Annotated in this window: 16 protein-coding genes; 9 read left to right on the top strand and 7 right to left on the bottom strand. The window is 49.0% G+C overall.

What is annotated here, in order from left to right; translation table 11 throughout:
* Window positions 1-3: 3 nt before the first annotated feature.
* Window positions 4-159, top strand: a complete 156-nt coding sequence (locus ACN0R8_RS00820; RefSeq protein ID WP_417594109.1) for a DUF2256 domain-containing protein — start codon at window positions 4-6, stop codon at window positions 157-159.
* On the opposite strand, the gene ACN0R8_RS00815 is transcribed toward ACN0R8_RS00820, so the two are convergent.
* On the bottom strand, window positions 153-851 hold the full coding sequence (locus tag ACN0R8_RS00815) for a DUF3047 domain-containing protein (RefSeq protein ID WP_417594107.1): 699 nt from the start codon (window positions 849-851) through the stop codon (window positions 153-155). The genes ACN0R8_RS00820 and ACN0R8_RS00815 overlap by 7 nt on opposite strands.
* Window positions 852-1,039: 188 nt before the next feature.
* Between ACN0R8_RS00815 and ACN0R8_RS00810 the strand changes: the two genes are divergently transcribed.
* Window positions 1,040-1,522, top strand: coding sequence for a GAF domain-containing protein (locus ACN0R8_RS00810; protein ID WP_078319920.1), 483 nt, complete (start codon window positions 1,040-1,042; stop codon window positions 1,520-1,522).
* A 28-nt stretch (window positions 1,523-1,550) separates the two neighbouring features.
* Here ACN0R8_RS00810 and ACN0R8_RS00805 read toward each other — a convergent pair whose 3' ends face one another.
* A complete protein-coding gene (locus ACN0R8_RS00805; RefSeq protein ID WP_417594105.1) occupies window positions 1,551-2,237 on the bottom strand; it encodes a phosphatase PAP2 family protein in 687 nt (228 codons plus the stop codon).
* A 231-nt stretch (window positions 2,238-2,468) separates the two neighbouring features.
* On the opposite strand from ACN0R8_RS00805, the gene ACN0R8_RS00800 reads away from it, so the two are divergent.
* Window positions 2,469-2,888, top strand: coding sequence for an acyl-CoA thioesterase (locus ACN0R8_RS00800; RefSeq protein WP_078319918.1), 420 nt, complete (start codon window positions 2,469-2,471; stop codon window positions 2,886-2,888).
* A gap of 171 nt (window positions 2,889-3,059) precedes the next feature.
* On the opposite strand, the gene ACN0R8_RS00795 is transcribed toward ACN0R8_RS00800, so the two are convergent.
* Complete coding sequence (locus ACN0R8_RS00795; protein WP_417594103.1) at window positions 3,060-3,968, bottom strand: LysR family transcriptional regulator; 909 nt, start codon at window positions 3,966-3,968, stop codon at window positions 3,060-3,062.
* A gap of 240 nt (window positions 3,969-4,208) precedes the next feature.
* Between ACN0R8_RS00795 and ACN0R8_RS00790 the strand changes: the two genes are divergently transcribed.
* On the top strand, window positions 4,209-5,213 hold the full coding sequence (locus ACN0R8_RS00790; RefSeq protein ID WP_417594101.1) for an NADP-dependent oxidoreductase: 1,005 nt from the start codon (window positions 4,209-4,211) through the stop codon (window positions 5,211-5,213).
* A 356-nt stretch (window positions 5,214-5,569) separates the two neighbouring features.
* A complete protein-coding gene (locus tag ACN0R8_RS00785) occupies window positions 5,570-6,751 on the top strand; it encodes an amino acid permease (protein WP_160055153.1) in 1,182 nt (393 codons plus the stop codon).
* Window positions 6,752-6,874: 123 nt separating this feature from the next.
* Here ACN0R8_RS00785 and rnk read toward each other — a convergent pair whose 3' ends face one another.
* Window positions 6,875-7,285, bottom strand: a complete 411-nt coding sequence (gene rnk, locus ACN0R8_RS00780) for a nucleoside diphosphate kinase regulator (protein WP_202931244.1) — start codon at window positions 7,283-7,285, stop codon at window positions 6,875-6,877.
* Window positions 7,286-7,574: 289 nt separating this feature from the next.
* Window positions 7,575-8,516 carry a DMT family transporter gene (locus ACN0R8_RS00775; RefSeq protein WP_417594098.1) on the bottom strand — a complete coding sequence of 314 codons (942 nt, stop codon included), beginning with the start codon at window positions 8,514-8,516 and terminating at the stop codon, window positions 7,575-7,577.
* A gap of 199 nt (window positions 8,517-8,715) precedes the next feature.
* On the opposite strand from ACN0R8_RS00775, the gene ACN0R8_RS00770 reads away from it, so the two are divergent.
* Together ACN0R8_RS00770 and nadE are read left to right on the top strand one after the other, a co-directional pair.
* The gene (locus ACN0R8_RS00770) at window positions 8,716-9,297 is read left to right on the top strand and encodes a DUF4202 domain-containing protein (protein WP_417594096.1); all 582 of its coding nucleotides are present in this window, start codon (window positions 8,716-8,718) and stop codon (window positions 9,295-9,297) included.
* Between the two features lie 189 nt (window positions 9,298-9,486).
* Complete coding sequence (gene nadE, locus ACN0R8_RS00765) at window positions 9,487-10,317, top strand: ammonia-dependent NAD(+) synthetase (protein WP_417594094.1); 831 nt, start codon at window positions 9,487-9,489, stop codon at window positions 10,315-10,317.
* A 78-nt stretch (window positions 10,318-10,395) separates the two neighbouring features.
* Here nadE and ACN0R8_RS00760 read toward each other — a convergent pair whose 3' ends face one another.
* Both ACN0R8_RS00760 and ACN0R8_RS00755 read right to left on the bottom strand, forming a co-directional pair.
* Window positions 10,396-11,808, bottom strand: coding sequence for a PepSY-associated TM helix domain-containing protein (locus ACN0R8_RS00760; RefSeq protein ID WP_078319910.1), 1,413 nt, complete (start codon window positions 11,806-11,808; stop codon window positions 10,396-10,398).
* Between the two features lie 247 nt (window positions 11,809-12,055).
* Window positions 12,056-12,937, bottom strand: a complete 882-nt coding sequence (locus ACN0R8_RS00755; RefSeq protein WP_417594092.1) for a carboxylate/amino acid/amine transporter — start codon at window positions 12,935-12,937, stop codon at window positions 12,056-12,058.
* Between the two features lie 202 nt (window positions 12,938-13,139).
* Here ACN0R8_RS00755 and ACN0R8_RS00750 point away from each other — a divergent pair, with 202 nt between their 5' ends.
* The gene (locus ACN0R8_RS00750; RefSeq protein WP_417594090.1) at window positions 13,140-13,874 is read left to right on the top strand and encodes an EAL domain-containing protein; all 735 of its coding nucleotides are present in this window, start codon (window positions 13,140-13,142) and stop codon (window positions 13,872-13,874) included.
* Window positions 13,875-13,965: 91 nt separating this feature from the next.
* Complete coding sequence (locus tag ACN0R8_RS00745) at window positions 13,966-15,195, top strand: mechanosensitive ion channel family protein (RefSeq protein WP_417594088.1); 1,230 nt, start codon at window positions 13,966-13,968, stop codon at window positions 15,193-15,195.
* Window positions 15,196-15,207 lie beyond the last annotated feature (12 nt).

Raw genomic sequence — 15,207 nt, 5'->3', positions numbered from 1 at the left:
TAGATGAAAGGCCATAGGAAAAATTTTCTGCCGGAGAAGACCTGCCTGACTTGTAACCGCAACTTTAAGTGGCGCAAGAAATGGGCAAAAGATTGGGAGCAGGTACGCTACTGCTCCCGATATTGCCGGTCAACCAAAACAGCAAGGTCAGATCATTGAGCAGAAAACACCAGATCACCGTACCAGGCTTCTGCTGAGCTTTGAGAGTTGTCGGTATCCGTCATAATCGCCACAGCTTTAACGGTTTCAATCTCTTTACCAAACAGACGTTTCAGGTCTGCTTTCAGGTTGCGTTTTTCAGTGTACCAGCCCTCACCGGCTTCCTGCTGCCTGACTGAAACCATCATCGCACTACTTCCGGTAAAAGGGTTCGCCCACTCATCACCCTCCGGGGATTTCGCAGACCAGACATAACTGATCGCTTTGGTACTGAGAAATGTCCAGCCGTCATTGACGACAATATAAACCCGGGCGGCAAAGTCATCGCCGGACTTGATCTTTTCATCTCCCAGCTCCGGCAACTGAGTGACCTTCCAGCGCCAGCTCAGATAGGGCGTTTTATTCAGATCAATCTCTGTTTCATAAAACAAACCCGAAGCCGTCCCCTGACTCAGGGCCTGTACAACGTTATTTTCCGATACCTGTTTCAGCTGATATGCGGTGTGACCTTCAAACTCTTTTGCCTGCCAGCCTATAATCTGATCCGGTGTAAAGCGTAATGAAGACTCAGCCTGAGCACGTTCAGCCACCATAGCTGCCATCAGCAGACTTACAATAAAAGTGAACACCCTTGGGAAAACACCGGAAAAACCGGGTGCCCGGTTTACAAAACAGTGACTTATCAGTCGCATATAACAGCCTCATTCAACCTTTGATTCTCAGATACCTACTTGTCGATATACGCAGCAAACACTATTCTGTATTCAGTTTTTTCTACGACTTTAATCTTAAGACCTTAGATTAGACATCTGAATTTCTTTACCAGGCAGCACGTAATTAAGGGCTTAAGATACCACCGCAAGTAAGGATTCAACCGTATATGTCAGAACAGATCTCCATAATCGAAGGAAATAAAGCCCAAAAGTACCAAAGCCTGTTACCACAAATTGAAGCTCTGGTCAGTGCCGAAGACGATGTCATCGCAAATCTTGCGAATATCAGTGCGGCGCTCAAGCAGGCGATGGGATTTTTCTGGGTTGGTTTTTATCGGGCAAAGACCCCGGATATGCTGGTATTAGGCCCTTTCCAAGGCCCTGTTGCCTGTACACGCATCCCTAAAGGCAAAGGTGTCTGCGGGGCTGTTCTTGAGCAGCGAAAAACACTGATTGTCCCTAATGTGGATGAGTTTCCCGGTCATATTGCCTGTGCCAGTGAGTCTAAATCAGAGATTGTTCTGCCGATTTTTCATCGCGGCGGCGTGGCCTGGGTACTGGATATCGACAGTGATCAGCTGAATAGTTTTGATGAGACCGACCAACACTGGCTGGAAAAACTGACCGCCGTGATCAGCCTGATGCTTTAAACCGACACAGATAAGTCACTGACCAGAGTCAGTGGCTTTGCGTTGAAAGCTGCCGGTTCTGATCCACCGGCAAAATGATTCTCGCCAGCAGCCAGGCTGTGAAATAACAGATATAGCCGGAGAAGATAACATCACTCAAAAAATGCCCTCCTTGCATTACCCGTACTTCTCCCACAAACAAACCTAATACCACCCCCAAAAGTAGCCCGAGTTGCCACTCCCAGACCCAGGCCAGCGCAATAAAGGCAAACCCCATTGCTGCATGGCCACTGGTAAATGAACAATTTTTCTCGCATTGATCACTGATGACCCAGGCCGGCGTAAAGTGCTGCTCGCCCCCAAACACTACAATATCCCGGGGCCTTGCTCTGTCCCAATTATTTTTAAAACCAGCATGAACTAACAGACCGGGGCCAATCAGAAGGAAGAGCATTAAAAAAAGTAGTTTATGGCGTCTGGCGCGTAACTTTACCGGCGCAAAACGCAGCCAGGAAAGCGCAGTTGCTATTATCAGGGCAGGCACAAGAAACAGCGGCATATCTTTGAAAGCAACATAGACAAACCTGACCCAGCTTTCACGGTTGGCAGGAAAACTACGGGAGGTCTCATCAAAAAAAACATCACTTATTATCAGGTCAAGTTCCGGCCAAGCAACAAATAAAACGATCAGAGCAACAAAGCTCACTGAAATCCAACTCAGTCGTTTCCGTATCATAATAGTTCGCCCCACTTTATGAGTTCCAAGGTTTGCGTTATTGCGAAGCAGTATCACCCGCAAAGCTTAAAGAAACCTTAAGTCAAGATGCTTGCAACTGGCACTGCCTTACCCGGACTTTTTCAGTAATAAACACTACAGCCATCCGGTTTTTCATATTTTCCTAGGTTACAATCGGATCATTACAGATATGATGCGTAATAACGCAGTGATTTAGGTTAGGGAACGTTTATGACACAAGAAACTAAAGGTCGCTTAACGACCCGTACCATGGCGATGCCGGCGGATACCAACCCCTCCGGTGATATTTTTGGTGGTTGGGTTTTGGCTCAGATGGATATTGCAGCCGGTATCTGTGCCAGTCAGCGTGCTCAGCAGCGTGTTGTTACCGTTGCGGTAGAGGGAATGAGTTTTATCCGTCCGGTTAAAGTAGGCGATATTCTGGGGGTTTATACCGATGTTGCTGAAGTGGGCAAAACTTCGATGAAAATTCACGTTGAGGCTTGGGTACGTCGTGGTCAGATCGGCTTGCGGGAGAAAGTCACCGAGGCGATCTTTAAGTTTGTTGCTCTGGACGATGATGGCAACTCGACACCCGTCCCGGAGAAAAACCAGCTACCAGACTACGCAGTAGAGGAGTTCACGCTTTAATGCCTGGTGCTTAGTGTCGCTTCAGGCAAAGTCAGACAAAAAGGCTGCCTCCTTGAGGATCGCAGCCTTTTTTTATCATGCCTAACCCGTACTCGTTATCTAAACCACACCTGACATCTAATACAAAACATCAGCTCTGCTGCATATTGTCAGTGATATCTGACGCAGCTCTCAACCAGGGTGGTCAGACAGTCGCGTCACAAGAAAATCCACCGCTGCTTTAACCTTAGGCACCTGATAACGGTTTTGGGCATACAAGAGATAGATACCTAACTTCTCACTTCGGGTCACGGCTACGGCGGGGTTAAGCGGTATTTCCAGCAGTGCGCCACGATCCAGAGCACTTTGCAATGCCCAACGGGGCAGCATCAACAGCCCGTCACCCTTACTTGCCTTGTCAACCAGCCAGCGGCCAGCATTACTGACCGCAACTTTATGGGGTGAAACATCCTGCCATTCATCGTTGATCATGCTGATCCAGGGCAGGATGCCAATGGGTGCCCGATAAAACAGGCCTTTATGCTCTTTAAGATCCTGCGCATGCGCAGGCATTCCCTCCCGCTCAAGATAAGCAGGTGAGCCCGCCAGAATAAAACGGTTATCCCGGAGTTTCACTGCAACAACCCGCTCATCCGGTACATACCCACCCCGAATGGCGATATCCACATCATCACGCCCCAGGGTCGATAACGCATCACTCAACTCAATATCCAGTACAATCTCAGGGTAACGGTCCGAAAACTCATCCATCAGCGGTAACAACAACGTTTCACCAAAACCCACAGTCGCACTGATTTTAAGATGCCCCATGGGTTTACTCTGGTAGCTGCCCACTAACTCATCCGTGGCTTCCAGTCGGGAGAGAATATCCCGCACCTGTTGCAGATAAAGCCGGCCAATCTCCGTTAACCGTACCACCCGGGTCGAACGCTTCAGCAGAACCGCCCCCAGATGATTTTCAAGGTCGGCAACCCTGCGCGATAACGAGGAAGCCGGAACATCAAAATGTTGCGCCGCTTTAGTAAAACTTCCGGCCTCTGCTACTTTCACGAAATAACGCATCGCTTTCAGTTGATCCAAGACCTCTCCTTTTAAGCCTTCACGGCGAATACAGTACTCATTTACAACCTGTGGCCAGCATTTACAGGCGCTTAACCGGCATTCGCCTGATTCCCAGGCCCTACTATTGTCTTAATAACAAAGATGATTCCTATTTTACCGCCTATATCTCACTTTTTCAGTGAATATAATAGTGTCATTACTTAAAACGGTAGCCAAATTGCCGTCATCCAATAAAGAAATGACCAGAGTGAATAACACATGACTCAAGCAACACAAAATACACAGATCAAACTGATAGCCCGTCCACAGGGTGCGCCAACAGCTGAACTCTTTCAGGTTGAGCATAGCACCATCCCCCAGGCTGGCGACGGTCAGATTCTGGTGAAACAAAGCCACATGTCACTGGACCCGGCTATGTTGGGCTGGATGTCAGATGACCGTGAAAGCTATATTCCTCCTGTTGAGCTGGGCGATGTAATGCGCTCCAGCGGTTATGCAGAGGTGGTTGAGTCTCAGCATCCGGATTTTGCTGTGGGAGATAAGGTCACCGGCATGTTTGGCTGGCAGGAATATGCTCTCAGTAACGGTCAGGGCATCAACAAAGTTGATCCCAACCTTCCGGCGGAGATGGTTTTATCGGTATTAGCCCTCCCCGGCCTGACGGCGACACAGGGCCTATTACGTATCGGGCAACCAAAATCGGGAGAGACCCTGGTCGTTACCGGAGCAGCAGGTTCCGTCGGCTCCATTGTGGGTCAGCTGGCAAAAGCAGAAGGTTTACGGGTGATCGGTGTTGTTGGCAGCGAAGACAAGGCGGACTGGATTGTTAACACCCTGGGCTTTGATGCTGCAATCAACTACAAAACCGACAATCTCGCGCAACAGTTGGCAGAATTAACACCTGAAGGTATCGATCTTTTCTTTGAAAACACCGGCGGGCCCATTCAGCAGCATATCTATCAGCGCATGAATGCCCACGGTCGTATTGTGGTTTGCGGCATGATTGCTGATTACACCGCAGCAACTCCGGCTCCGGGGCCGAACTGGATGAATATTATCCGTAAGCGCCTGACGATTCAGGGTTTCACCATGCCGGACCACTTCCATGAAGTCCCTCAATTACTGGAACTGCTGGTGCCTTATGTTCAGAAAGGGCAGATTCAGTACCGCAGCCATACCCTGAAAGGGCTGACCTCTGCTATTGGTGGCCTGAATCTGCTGTTTACCGGTGGGAATCAGGGCAAACTCATTGTCGAACTCTAAGCACTGCAAGGGTACTTATCGATATAAATCCATTCTGTAAACTTTTATTTACGATACGAAAACAGCATTTAAAATGGCAGTTGAGTATCGCTTAAAGCATCAGTAAACCACACCTGATTTACCTATCAATTGATCAGCTGAAACCCTTATGTTGTAAGGGTTTCAGCATTCAACATGTCGGATTCCCGCTACAACCCTCAGCTATAAAGCATGATAAAAAACCTACAAAAATCAATTAACCAGAACAATCATCTGTAAAATTGACCTATAACAAAGCACTAGCCTGATAAAATGCTTTTGGGTAGTATCACCCGCTCTTCATCACTTCATAATAAAGACAACATTGGGAGAACATCGTGGTATCCACTCGGTTTTTAGGAAGTACGCTGCTGGTGGCGGGAACAGCGCTGGGGGCAGGCATGCTCGCTATTCCTATGGTTCTGGCTCCGCTGGGGTTTGGTCTCGGCTTAGGTTTACTGTTTTTTGTTTGGGCTTTTACAACACTTGCTGCCCTTCTTTTACTGGAAGTAAATGTTAATTATCACCCTGGTGAAAACATGCATGCCATGTCCGGGAAATGGTTAGGGCCTCTCGGTCAGCTAATCACAAACTCCAGTATGATTTTTTTGTTAGTCTTCCTGCTGATGGCCTATATTCTTGGTGCCAGCGAACTGCTTCAGGTTGCTCTGAAGTATATGGGACTGGATGTCACTCTGGCTTTCAGCCGTACTCTGTTTACCCTGCTGGCGGGTATCACGATTGTTTTGGGTACCGGAGCTGTTGATCGCCTGAATCGCCTGTTCTTCGCCATTATGCTGGTCGCTATGGTTATCGCACTTTACTCTCTGGCCTCCATGGCACCGGATATATCCCACGAAACCCATCTGGCTTCCGCATCAGCCCCAGGGACTCAGGCTCAAATCATGTCGGCATTGCCTGTTCTGTTCACTTCCTTTGGTTTTATGGTGGTGATTCCCCCGCTGGTGAGCTACACCGAGGATGGCGAGGGAAAACACTTCAGCAAGGTTGTCATTGTGGGCAGTCTTATCCCTCTGGTGTGCTATATCGCATGGTTCTGGGCTTGTATGAACGCGGTCAACCCAGAGCAACTGGCGGGTCTGAGCGGTGTAGAACAGCTGGTTTCGGCGCTGGATAAAAGTGGTGCCAGCCTGGGATCGGTACTGAAACTTTTTGCTGCGATGGCCTTACTGACCTCATTCCTGGGCGTGGCCTTATCTCTGTTTGGCTTTATTCGGGAAATGTGTGATAAAAAGCCTGTTATTGACGGCAAGATTCCGGCAATTGTTCTGACTCTGGTTCCAGCCCTGATTATGGCTTCCAGCGCTCCGGGGCAGTTTCTCAAAGCGCTGAGTTATGCCGGTCTGGCTCTGACGGTACTGGCGATTTTCATTCCGGTGGCAATGGTATGGCGCAGTCGCCAACAGGGTGAAGTCGCTTATGTTACCCCCGGTGGCCAAATAACACTGATTACAACACTCGCCTTTGGCGCTCTGCTTGTAGGCGCTCAGTTCTACTGATCATCGGTTTACAGGTGATCCTGACCAGTAAGTATAAAAAAACGGCGGTATCTGATGATAGCGCCGTTTTTGTTTAGCAGCTCCGTCTGATAAAGATATCCGGAGCCTGTATCGTTTCAACGATCAGGCAAGTGCGCCGTCTCTCTCAGGCTGATAGAGAATCTCTTCAATCTCAACCAGCATCATCCCGCCAGCCGGTTTTGGCCAGCTGATCTGCTGGCCAACGGACAGCCCCAGTAATGCCGAACCGATTGGAGCCAGAACAGAAACCGTTTCCTGCTGGCCTGCATCTTTCGGATACACCAGAGTCAGAATAAAGCTCTTTGCCGAATGAATATCCTTAAAGCGCACCCTGGAGTTCATGGTCACAACATTCTCCGGTATCTGAGAGGAAGGCACGATAGATGCCCGATCCAGTTCCTGCTCCAGATTAACGCTGCCCGGAAACTCTTTTTGAGAAACGACCGCCAGTAGCTCATCTAACTTCTCGGCATCAGATTCAGAGATAATAATCTCAGGCTGTATATTTTCCATTGTGTTCATCCTTAACGTCTATGGGAAAGCCCACAAGACAATTACACCTATTCAGTTAATTGCTACCACTCCCCGCTGTAATAACTAAGCACTACGGAGCAGGTAACAGGAGAGTCATAAGTAAAAAACCAAGCCAATAAAAAACACCTGACGCCAAAGGCATCAGGTGTTTGATTTAAAATATATTATACCGCAGAGACCAAATAAAGTGACCCGAAAACCGCTCTACATATTCAGGGTTGTTCTGCTAATTCAGGGTTGTTCTGCTAAGATCTGCTCTCTGCTTGCTTTATCCCGCCTTTGAGGCCGTACGCTGCAGATACCAACGACCGGTGATGACCAGAAAGATCCCACCTAAAATCATTAACGAAGCGATAATCAGCGTCATAGTAACAGGTTCCGAGACAAATACGACGCCACCTACAGCGGCAATAACAGGTACTGAGAGCTGTAAAACGGCCGCTTGCGTCCCCGTATAAAACGGCAAAGTTGCATACCAGATAACATAGCCCAAACCCGAGGTAATTGCACCGGATATCAGTGCCAGAATAACGCCCCGGGATGTCCACTCCCCTCCTTCAATCAGAAGCCAGAGAATTAATAACAGTAACCAGGGCCAGGTAAAGAGAAAGTTACGGGCTGTATCCAGAGCCGGGGTTCTCGATCCTCTGCCTTTCAGGGTATAAAACCCCCAGGCGATACCCGCCAATGTCATCAGGATAAATCCGGAAAAACTTGGCGTACTAAAACCCGGTAAAACCAGATAAACAAACCCGGAAAAGGCCAGCAGCACTCCCGCCCATTCAATAAAGTGTAACCGTTGGCCTTGCAGCCACCCCGCAAGAATCATCGTCAATTGCACAGCACCAAACAGAACCAGTGCTCCTGCTCCGGTATCGAGATCCAGATATGCAACCGAGAACGCAAGGGCATAAATAAACAGCATAAAGCCTGCCCGGTAGCTGCCACCGGCGACAGGCTTCTGCGGCTCTGACTTTTTCCAGCTGAGCAGAAAAATGACCAGCCAAAGCATCCCGACACCGGCAACAAGTCGCAGCAAGGTAAAGCTTACCGGATCGATCGCACCGGAAGCCAGCACACGCTCAGTAGCGCCATCAATCAGGCTCTCTGCCAAAGGTGTTTGCTCAGGAGCCAAAGCCAACCGACAGAGCACAGAATTTGCTGCCAGAGCCATAAGAGAAAGCAGTGTCAGTAAAACTGGCCTGATCATTGAATACACCTTTAGCAGATTATTTTAAAATACGACTATACGTTAAAGACAAGGCTTGTCACGAAAATCCAGAAAAATCTGACGGTTAAAAGCCGCTGCCCGCAACGGTGCAGGATTCTGATGGACGCAAACCCACATACAACAGACAATAGTGACCAGCTTCTTGGACAGCCGCTATACAGCCATTAAGGAAAACATAATGAATGCAAAACTAGAGACTGTTCTGCAAAAGATCGACCAGAGTAATCATCAGGACCCCAATCAGGATATAGACCAGGGGAAACAGGTCGCCAAAGAGTGGCTCTATGGCCAGCGCATGAGCGAGCGCCTGACTCAGTTTGAACCTGATGCCTCTGAGCTTCTACAGATAGCAGCCCGTGGCCAGCATATCCAGCGCTGGAGTATTCCTCGCTCCGATTACCCTGAAGGCCGCGTCGGCTATAAACACTGGCGTACAGATCTGGGAAAATTCCACGGCGAAAAAACCGCTGAACTCATGCTTCAGGCAGGTTACAGCGAACAGGATGCCGAACGAGTCAAAGCCCTGCTGCAGAAAAAGGGGCTAAAACAGGATACGGAAGTTCAAACATTGGAAGATGTGATCTGCCTGGTTTTTCTGGAGCACTACCTTGCTCCCTTTGCTGAGAAGCACAGTGAACCGAAGCTGATTACGATTATCCAGAAAACCTGGAGCAAAATGTCAGAAAAAGGACACCAGGCAGCGCTGAAAATCAGCTATCAGCCCGAACATCTGGCGCTTATCCAAAAAGCTCTGGCTTAAGCCTGAAAAGGTGCTGCCGTGGCGCTTAGGCACAGGTTATTCTTAAATAAACATCGTATAATTTATATCATTGGCGTCAGAAATGGCGCAGGTTTTGCACCAAAAGCAGACAAATGGCCAAAGGCCAGGCGCTAAACCGGTGCGCAAATACACAGAGCAAGAAACTCGCACAACAAAGTGGTGTCATGAATGGAAGATATTATCCGTAAAGAGATGCGGGTACTGCCCGAAATTGATCCGGAATTTGAAATCCGTCGCCGGACAGATTTTATTAAAAACAGCCTGACAGGCGCTGGCTGTAAAACACTGGTACTCGGTATCAGCGGCGGCGTGGACTCCACCACCTGTGGTCGCCTGGCTCAGCTGGCAGTGGATGAACTCAACCAGGCGGCCCCGCAGTCAGACTATCAGTTTATAGCTGTTCGCCTGCCTTTCGGTACACAGAAAGATGAAGATGAGGCTCAGTTAGCGCTTTCTTTTATCAAGCCAAGCCAATCCGTTAGTGTCAATATCCAGAGCGGTGTTGAGGGCATTCATAGCAGTACCCTGGAGGCCCTTAAAGACACAGGCCTTATCCCGCAAGACCCCGCTAAGCTGGATTTTGTCAAAGGTAATGTCAAAGCCCGCGCCCGTATGGTGGCTCAGTATGAGATCGCAGGCCTTACCGGCGGTCTGGTTATCGGAACAGATCATTCAGCCGAAAATATCACCGGCTTCTACACCAAATACGGTGACGGGGCCTGTGATCTGGCTCCTCTCTTTGGTCTTAGCAAACGCCAGGTACGCCAGATCGCCGCAACCTTAGGTGCACCTGAGCTACTGGTTAAGAAAGTACCAACCGCTGATCTGGAAGAGCTTGCCCCACAAAAGGCAGACGAAGATGCTCTGGCGTTAAGCTATGAGCAGATCGACGATTTTCTTGAGGGTAAACCTGTGGCACCGGAGGTGAAAGATCACCTGATCCGTATCTACAGATCAACACAACATAAACGCCAGCCCATTCCTACGATTTACGACTGATCTGCAGTAGCCTGATCGCCGGCATAGCTCTGTGCAGATGCCGGCGGTCAGAAGCATTCGAAATGCCCTCACCTTCTTCTAGACACGGCCTCTGTCGATGACTCTTGTGAAAGTGCGCGTCGCCAGCCAGAACATTAGCAGTGTAAGCCCCAGCAAGGGTACAAAAAGCCCGCAAAGCACAGGAATCAGAACCAAAGCGCCACGCTTTTTGCTACGGGATGAAGGTGCCCCCAAATGAAAAGAGCGATTGGCTGGCTTACGTTGCCACCACATAACAATACCCGCAATACAGACAAAGATAACCCCAAGACAAAGCACAATATTGATCACCAGGTTGGTCCTTCCCCACAGCCCCATATGCAGCGGAATACCGACCGCCATCGCCTTAGCCAACAGGTTATAGTCATCGTACCCGACATCAGCCAGCACCTTGCCGGTATAGCGATCAATATGAAGCGTCCGGTCAGCGAAAGGATCTGTAATATCTCCATTCATAGCTGCTGCCATTGCGGTGTAGACTCCATCCGGAGCGGTGGGCAAATTCAGACGAAAGCGTGTCATACCGTTATCCTGAGCATAGCGGATTACACTGTCAGCATTGACCGGCGTATCAGCAGGAATACCCGGCTGACCAGACAGAGAACCGGAAGCAGGCAAAGGTGTCTGCTCAAGATTCCAGGGCACCTGCTCAGTAACTCCAGGGTTAAGAGAAGCATGGGTCTGATCCGACAACGGAATACCTGAAAACACTCCAGCCGGGAAACTACTCCAGGCCTGAACCATTTTAGCCCCCCAAATGCCAGTCCAGGAGAGCCCGGAAAGTACAAACAGCATCAGCACAACCGACAGATAGAAGCCGGAAAAGGTATGCCATTCACGCCAGGATAAACGCCCCTTCAACCCGGTCTCAGGCCGCAGCAGATATCCGGGTTGGCGTTTACGTCGTGCCCACCAAAGCAGCAGGCCGGTTACCAGTAATATCAGAGTTAACGCTGCCGCCAGCTCAATCAGACCATCACCAAATGCACCCAGTAAAAGTGTCCCATGGATCTCATCGGCGAGCGCATAAAGGGTCGCATCGTTATTAAGCGCCCCTATAATTTCTCCCCGATAAGGGTCAACAAAAACCTGAAGATTAACACCGGCTTCCTTCACAAGGATGCGTACTGGGTCCTGTTCATCCTGTGGCAATAACAACTGGCGCACAACCCCTTCAGGATAAGCGCTCTTTACCAGATCTACCTGTTGCTGCCAGCTTATGCTCGATTGCCCATCCGTCGGGACAACCGAGATAAACTCTGGGTAGATTAGCGGCTCAATCAGCGGCTTATAGGTCATCATAATGATACCGGTCACACTCAACATCAGCATAAAAGGTACAACATACAGTCCTGCCAGCAGGTGCCAGCGCCATAGCCGGTTATAGCCGGACTTTGACTGGGCCACTCCGGCTTTATGATCCACTTCCGGAACTTTAAACGAGGTATTCATCTGGTTTTCCACGGTCAGTTAGACAAGTGCAGGAAATATATCAGAGAGCAATGCTGGCCATGCGCGGTCAAATGTCGCATTTTCCATCATAGTGGCGAGGCAAATAGACGCAGGTAACCCACTAATTTAAAAGGACAAAATATGAAAACATCTAATATAAAAGCAAAAAAATGACCTCGTCTAAAGGCCATTTTCAGTAACAGCTTAACCCGGAGAGCCCTGACCCTACGTCAGGGCACTCCCCAGGCTATGCCTGCACGGTCTTATCATCCAAATGAAACCACTTGTTCCACCGGGCATTAACCCAGAGTGATAGCCCAATAATGGCACCACCGAGTAACAAACGTGTCAGATCCACATCCCGATTCCAGATCAGAAGGTTCACCACCAGGCCCGCAGGCACCAGAGCGTTATTCATAATCCCCAGCGTACCAGCATCCACTAAGCAGGCACCTTTATTCCACAAATAGAAGCCCAGCCCCGAAGCCACCAATCCCAACCAGACCAGAACCCCCCACTGCAACGATGTCGAAGGCAGCTTATCCGGATTACCCAGCAGAAGAAAAGCGGGCAGAACCACCAGTAAAGCACCCAGAAAAAAGTAACCGAAAAAACGCCATGCTGGCAGAGTCACCGGTTGCGCTTTAATCAGATTAGCATAGCCCACCTGCCCGGCAGCAAAAGCAAGGTTCGCCACCTGCAGCAGTAGAAAGCCGGTAATAAAATCATCACTCAGATTCTGATAACGGATAACACCCGCCCCTACCACCGCAATGGATGTGGCAACCAAAGGCGCCAGAGTAAAGCGTTTATTCAGAAGATCGTCGATCAGGGTGACATAGAGAGGTGTGAAAATGGTAAACAGTAACACCTCAGGTACCGTCAGATAGAGAAACGCCTGATAGAGGCAAACATAGGTCACACCAAACTGCAGTGCCCCCACAAGGATAGTGCCCCCTTTAAGAGACCCCGGCAGCCCTTTCCAGCGAGTAAAGGGCAGAAAGATGAGTCCTGCCAAAACAATTCGGGTCAGTACCGCAAAATAACTGTCCACCTGTCCTGCCAGATAGACGCCGATCAGGCTGAATGAAACAGCCCAGAGCAAGGTTACAAAGACAAGATAACGCACCGCTTTATCCTTCTGTATTGTTATATGAGTAATATATCAGCCCTTTTGAGCACTGCTGCGCATTCTACCCAACTCCTCACTGTCAACCAACAAAAACAAATCAAGTTTACAAAAATATTTATGAGAAACATTCTCACTAATTGACAAGCCCACAAGGGGTGCAGATAATTGATAAAATTATCATAAGCAAGGTAACCGGCTAATGTTTAAGGAAGTTTTTTCCGACATTGACAACTTCACCCTTTACGACGTAATTCAGAATCGTCGCTTTGGTGTGGAATACCAACCTATTGTCGAACCAAAAAGTGGCGAGATTATGGCTTGGGAAGGGTTAGCTCGCTTTATAAATCAGGATGGTAAGTTATTAAGACCCGACCTGGTCTTTGAAGCCCTCCATGCCGATGAGCTCAGCCTGTTCAATGTTGAATATCAGATGAAGTGGCTCCAGCTTACCTCGGCACCCCAGGGAGATAAGTTATTTCTGAATATCGACCCGCACGCATTCGCCTTCTTTGGCAATGATGAGCGCAACCCCCTGCTTGAACTGCTGAAGGGGAAAAACCATTTAGTCGTAGAAATTATTGAAAACACCGATGCCAGTGATGCGGTTTATAGCAGCGATATGGGCCGAGCCTATCGTGAGCAAGGTCTGCAGATCGCACTGGATGATATCGGAGCACCCAACAGCATGCTGTCCTTTGACGTTCTGCTGAGTGTTGATTATCTGAAGCTGGATCGTTCCTGGATCAAAAATCAGAAAAAACCCCATTACGGGCACCTGCTCAACACACTTTGCACCTTTGCCAGAGCTTCAGGTAAAAAACTGGTTCTGGAAGGTGTCGAAAACGAAGAAGACCTTATGTTCGCACAACAACTCGGCGTCGATTATGTGCAGGGCTTTTATTACCGCTCATTATTCCGGCAGGAAATGCCCTGAAATCTCAGCCTTTACCCCGCTTACCCGCCTGTGTTCTCATTAGCACCTGAGAACACTTTGCTGTCGATACGAACTTTTTTCAGGGTAACACATGAGTCAGAATGCAGATCCAAAGCAAGATTTCCTTGATGCCGAGTTAATCAGCCAGGCCAGCCAGGCACTCAATGCGGAAACCTGGGTCATTCAGGTTTTTGTCGTGTTACTGGCAACCGGAATTATTAATATAATCCAGGCCCGGATTCTCAGAAGATTACACGATGTTGCCAACCGCACGAAGACACCATGGGACGAGGCTCTCATCTATTCGGTTCAGCGCCCGCTAACGCTTATTCTCTGGGTGCTTGGCATAAGCTTTAGCTGTCGGATTATTGGAGAAGAAACCGGAACGACCCTATTTCAGGCGGTTCCGGCCATTCGGGATGTACTTATTATCGCCCTGATAGCCATGACGTTAACCCGTCTGATCAAGCGGGCGGAATACAACCTGATTCAGTCAAAACAGGCTCAGGGCAAGTCCTTCGACAAAACAACACTGGAAGCAGTGACCAAACTGCTGCGACTGACTGTTTTTATTACATCCGGTTTAGTTGCCTTACAAACGCTGGGCTTTAGCGTATCCGGTGTACTGGCCTTTGGCGGTATCGGAGGTATGGCTGTAGGTTTTGCGGCAAAGGATATGCTGGCAAACTTCTTTGGTGGACTGACAATCTACCTTGACCGTCCCTTTACCGAGGGTGACTGGATTCGTTCTCCGGATCGCAATATAGAAGGCGTGGTAGAGCGTATTGGATGGCGTCAAACCGTGATACGAACCTTTGATAAACGTCCGTTGTATGTACCCAATGCGAGTTTTTCTTCCATTGCGGTGGAAAACCCGTCCCGGATGCACAATCGCCGGATCTATGAAACACTGGGCATCCGCTATGACGACGCGGATAAAATGCGGGAGATCACTGAAGAGGTTCGCTACATGCTGAGATCTCACCCCGAGATTGATACGAATCAGACGCTGATTGTAAATTTTAATCAGTTTGCCAGCTCCTCTCTTGATTTCTTTATTTACTGTTTTACCAAGACAACAGACTGGGTCACATACCACCAGATCAAAGAAGATGTACTGCTTAAAGTCATGGATATCATTCTGCAAAAAGGTGCGGAGTGCGCTTTTCCGACATCAACCGTCTATTTATCGCAAAATAATCCCGAAGACCCAGCATTTGATCCATCAGCCCTAGCCGGTGGCTCCGGTGCCGTCAGCCATTCATTAAGCGAGCGTCAGGCACCAACCCCCGGATCATCCGTTGATTCAGGCTCCAGATAGATCTGAACTAAC

Source organism: Oceanospirillum sp. (assembly GCF_048265165.1).
GTDB lineage: Bacteria > Pseudomonadota > Gammaproteobacteria > Pseudomonadales > Halomonadaceae > Oceanospirillum.
The sequence above is the reverse complement of the archived record's forward strand: the minus strand, read 5'-3'. Positions and strand labels throughout refer to the sequence as shown.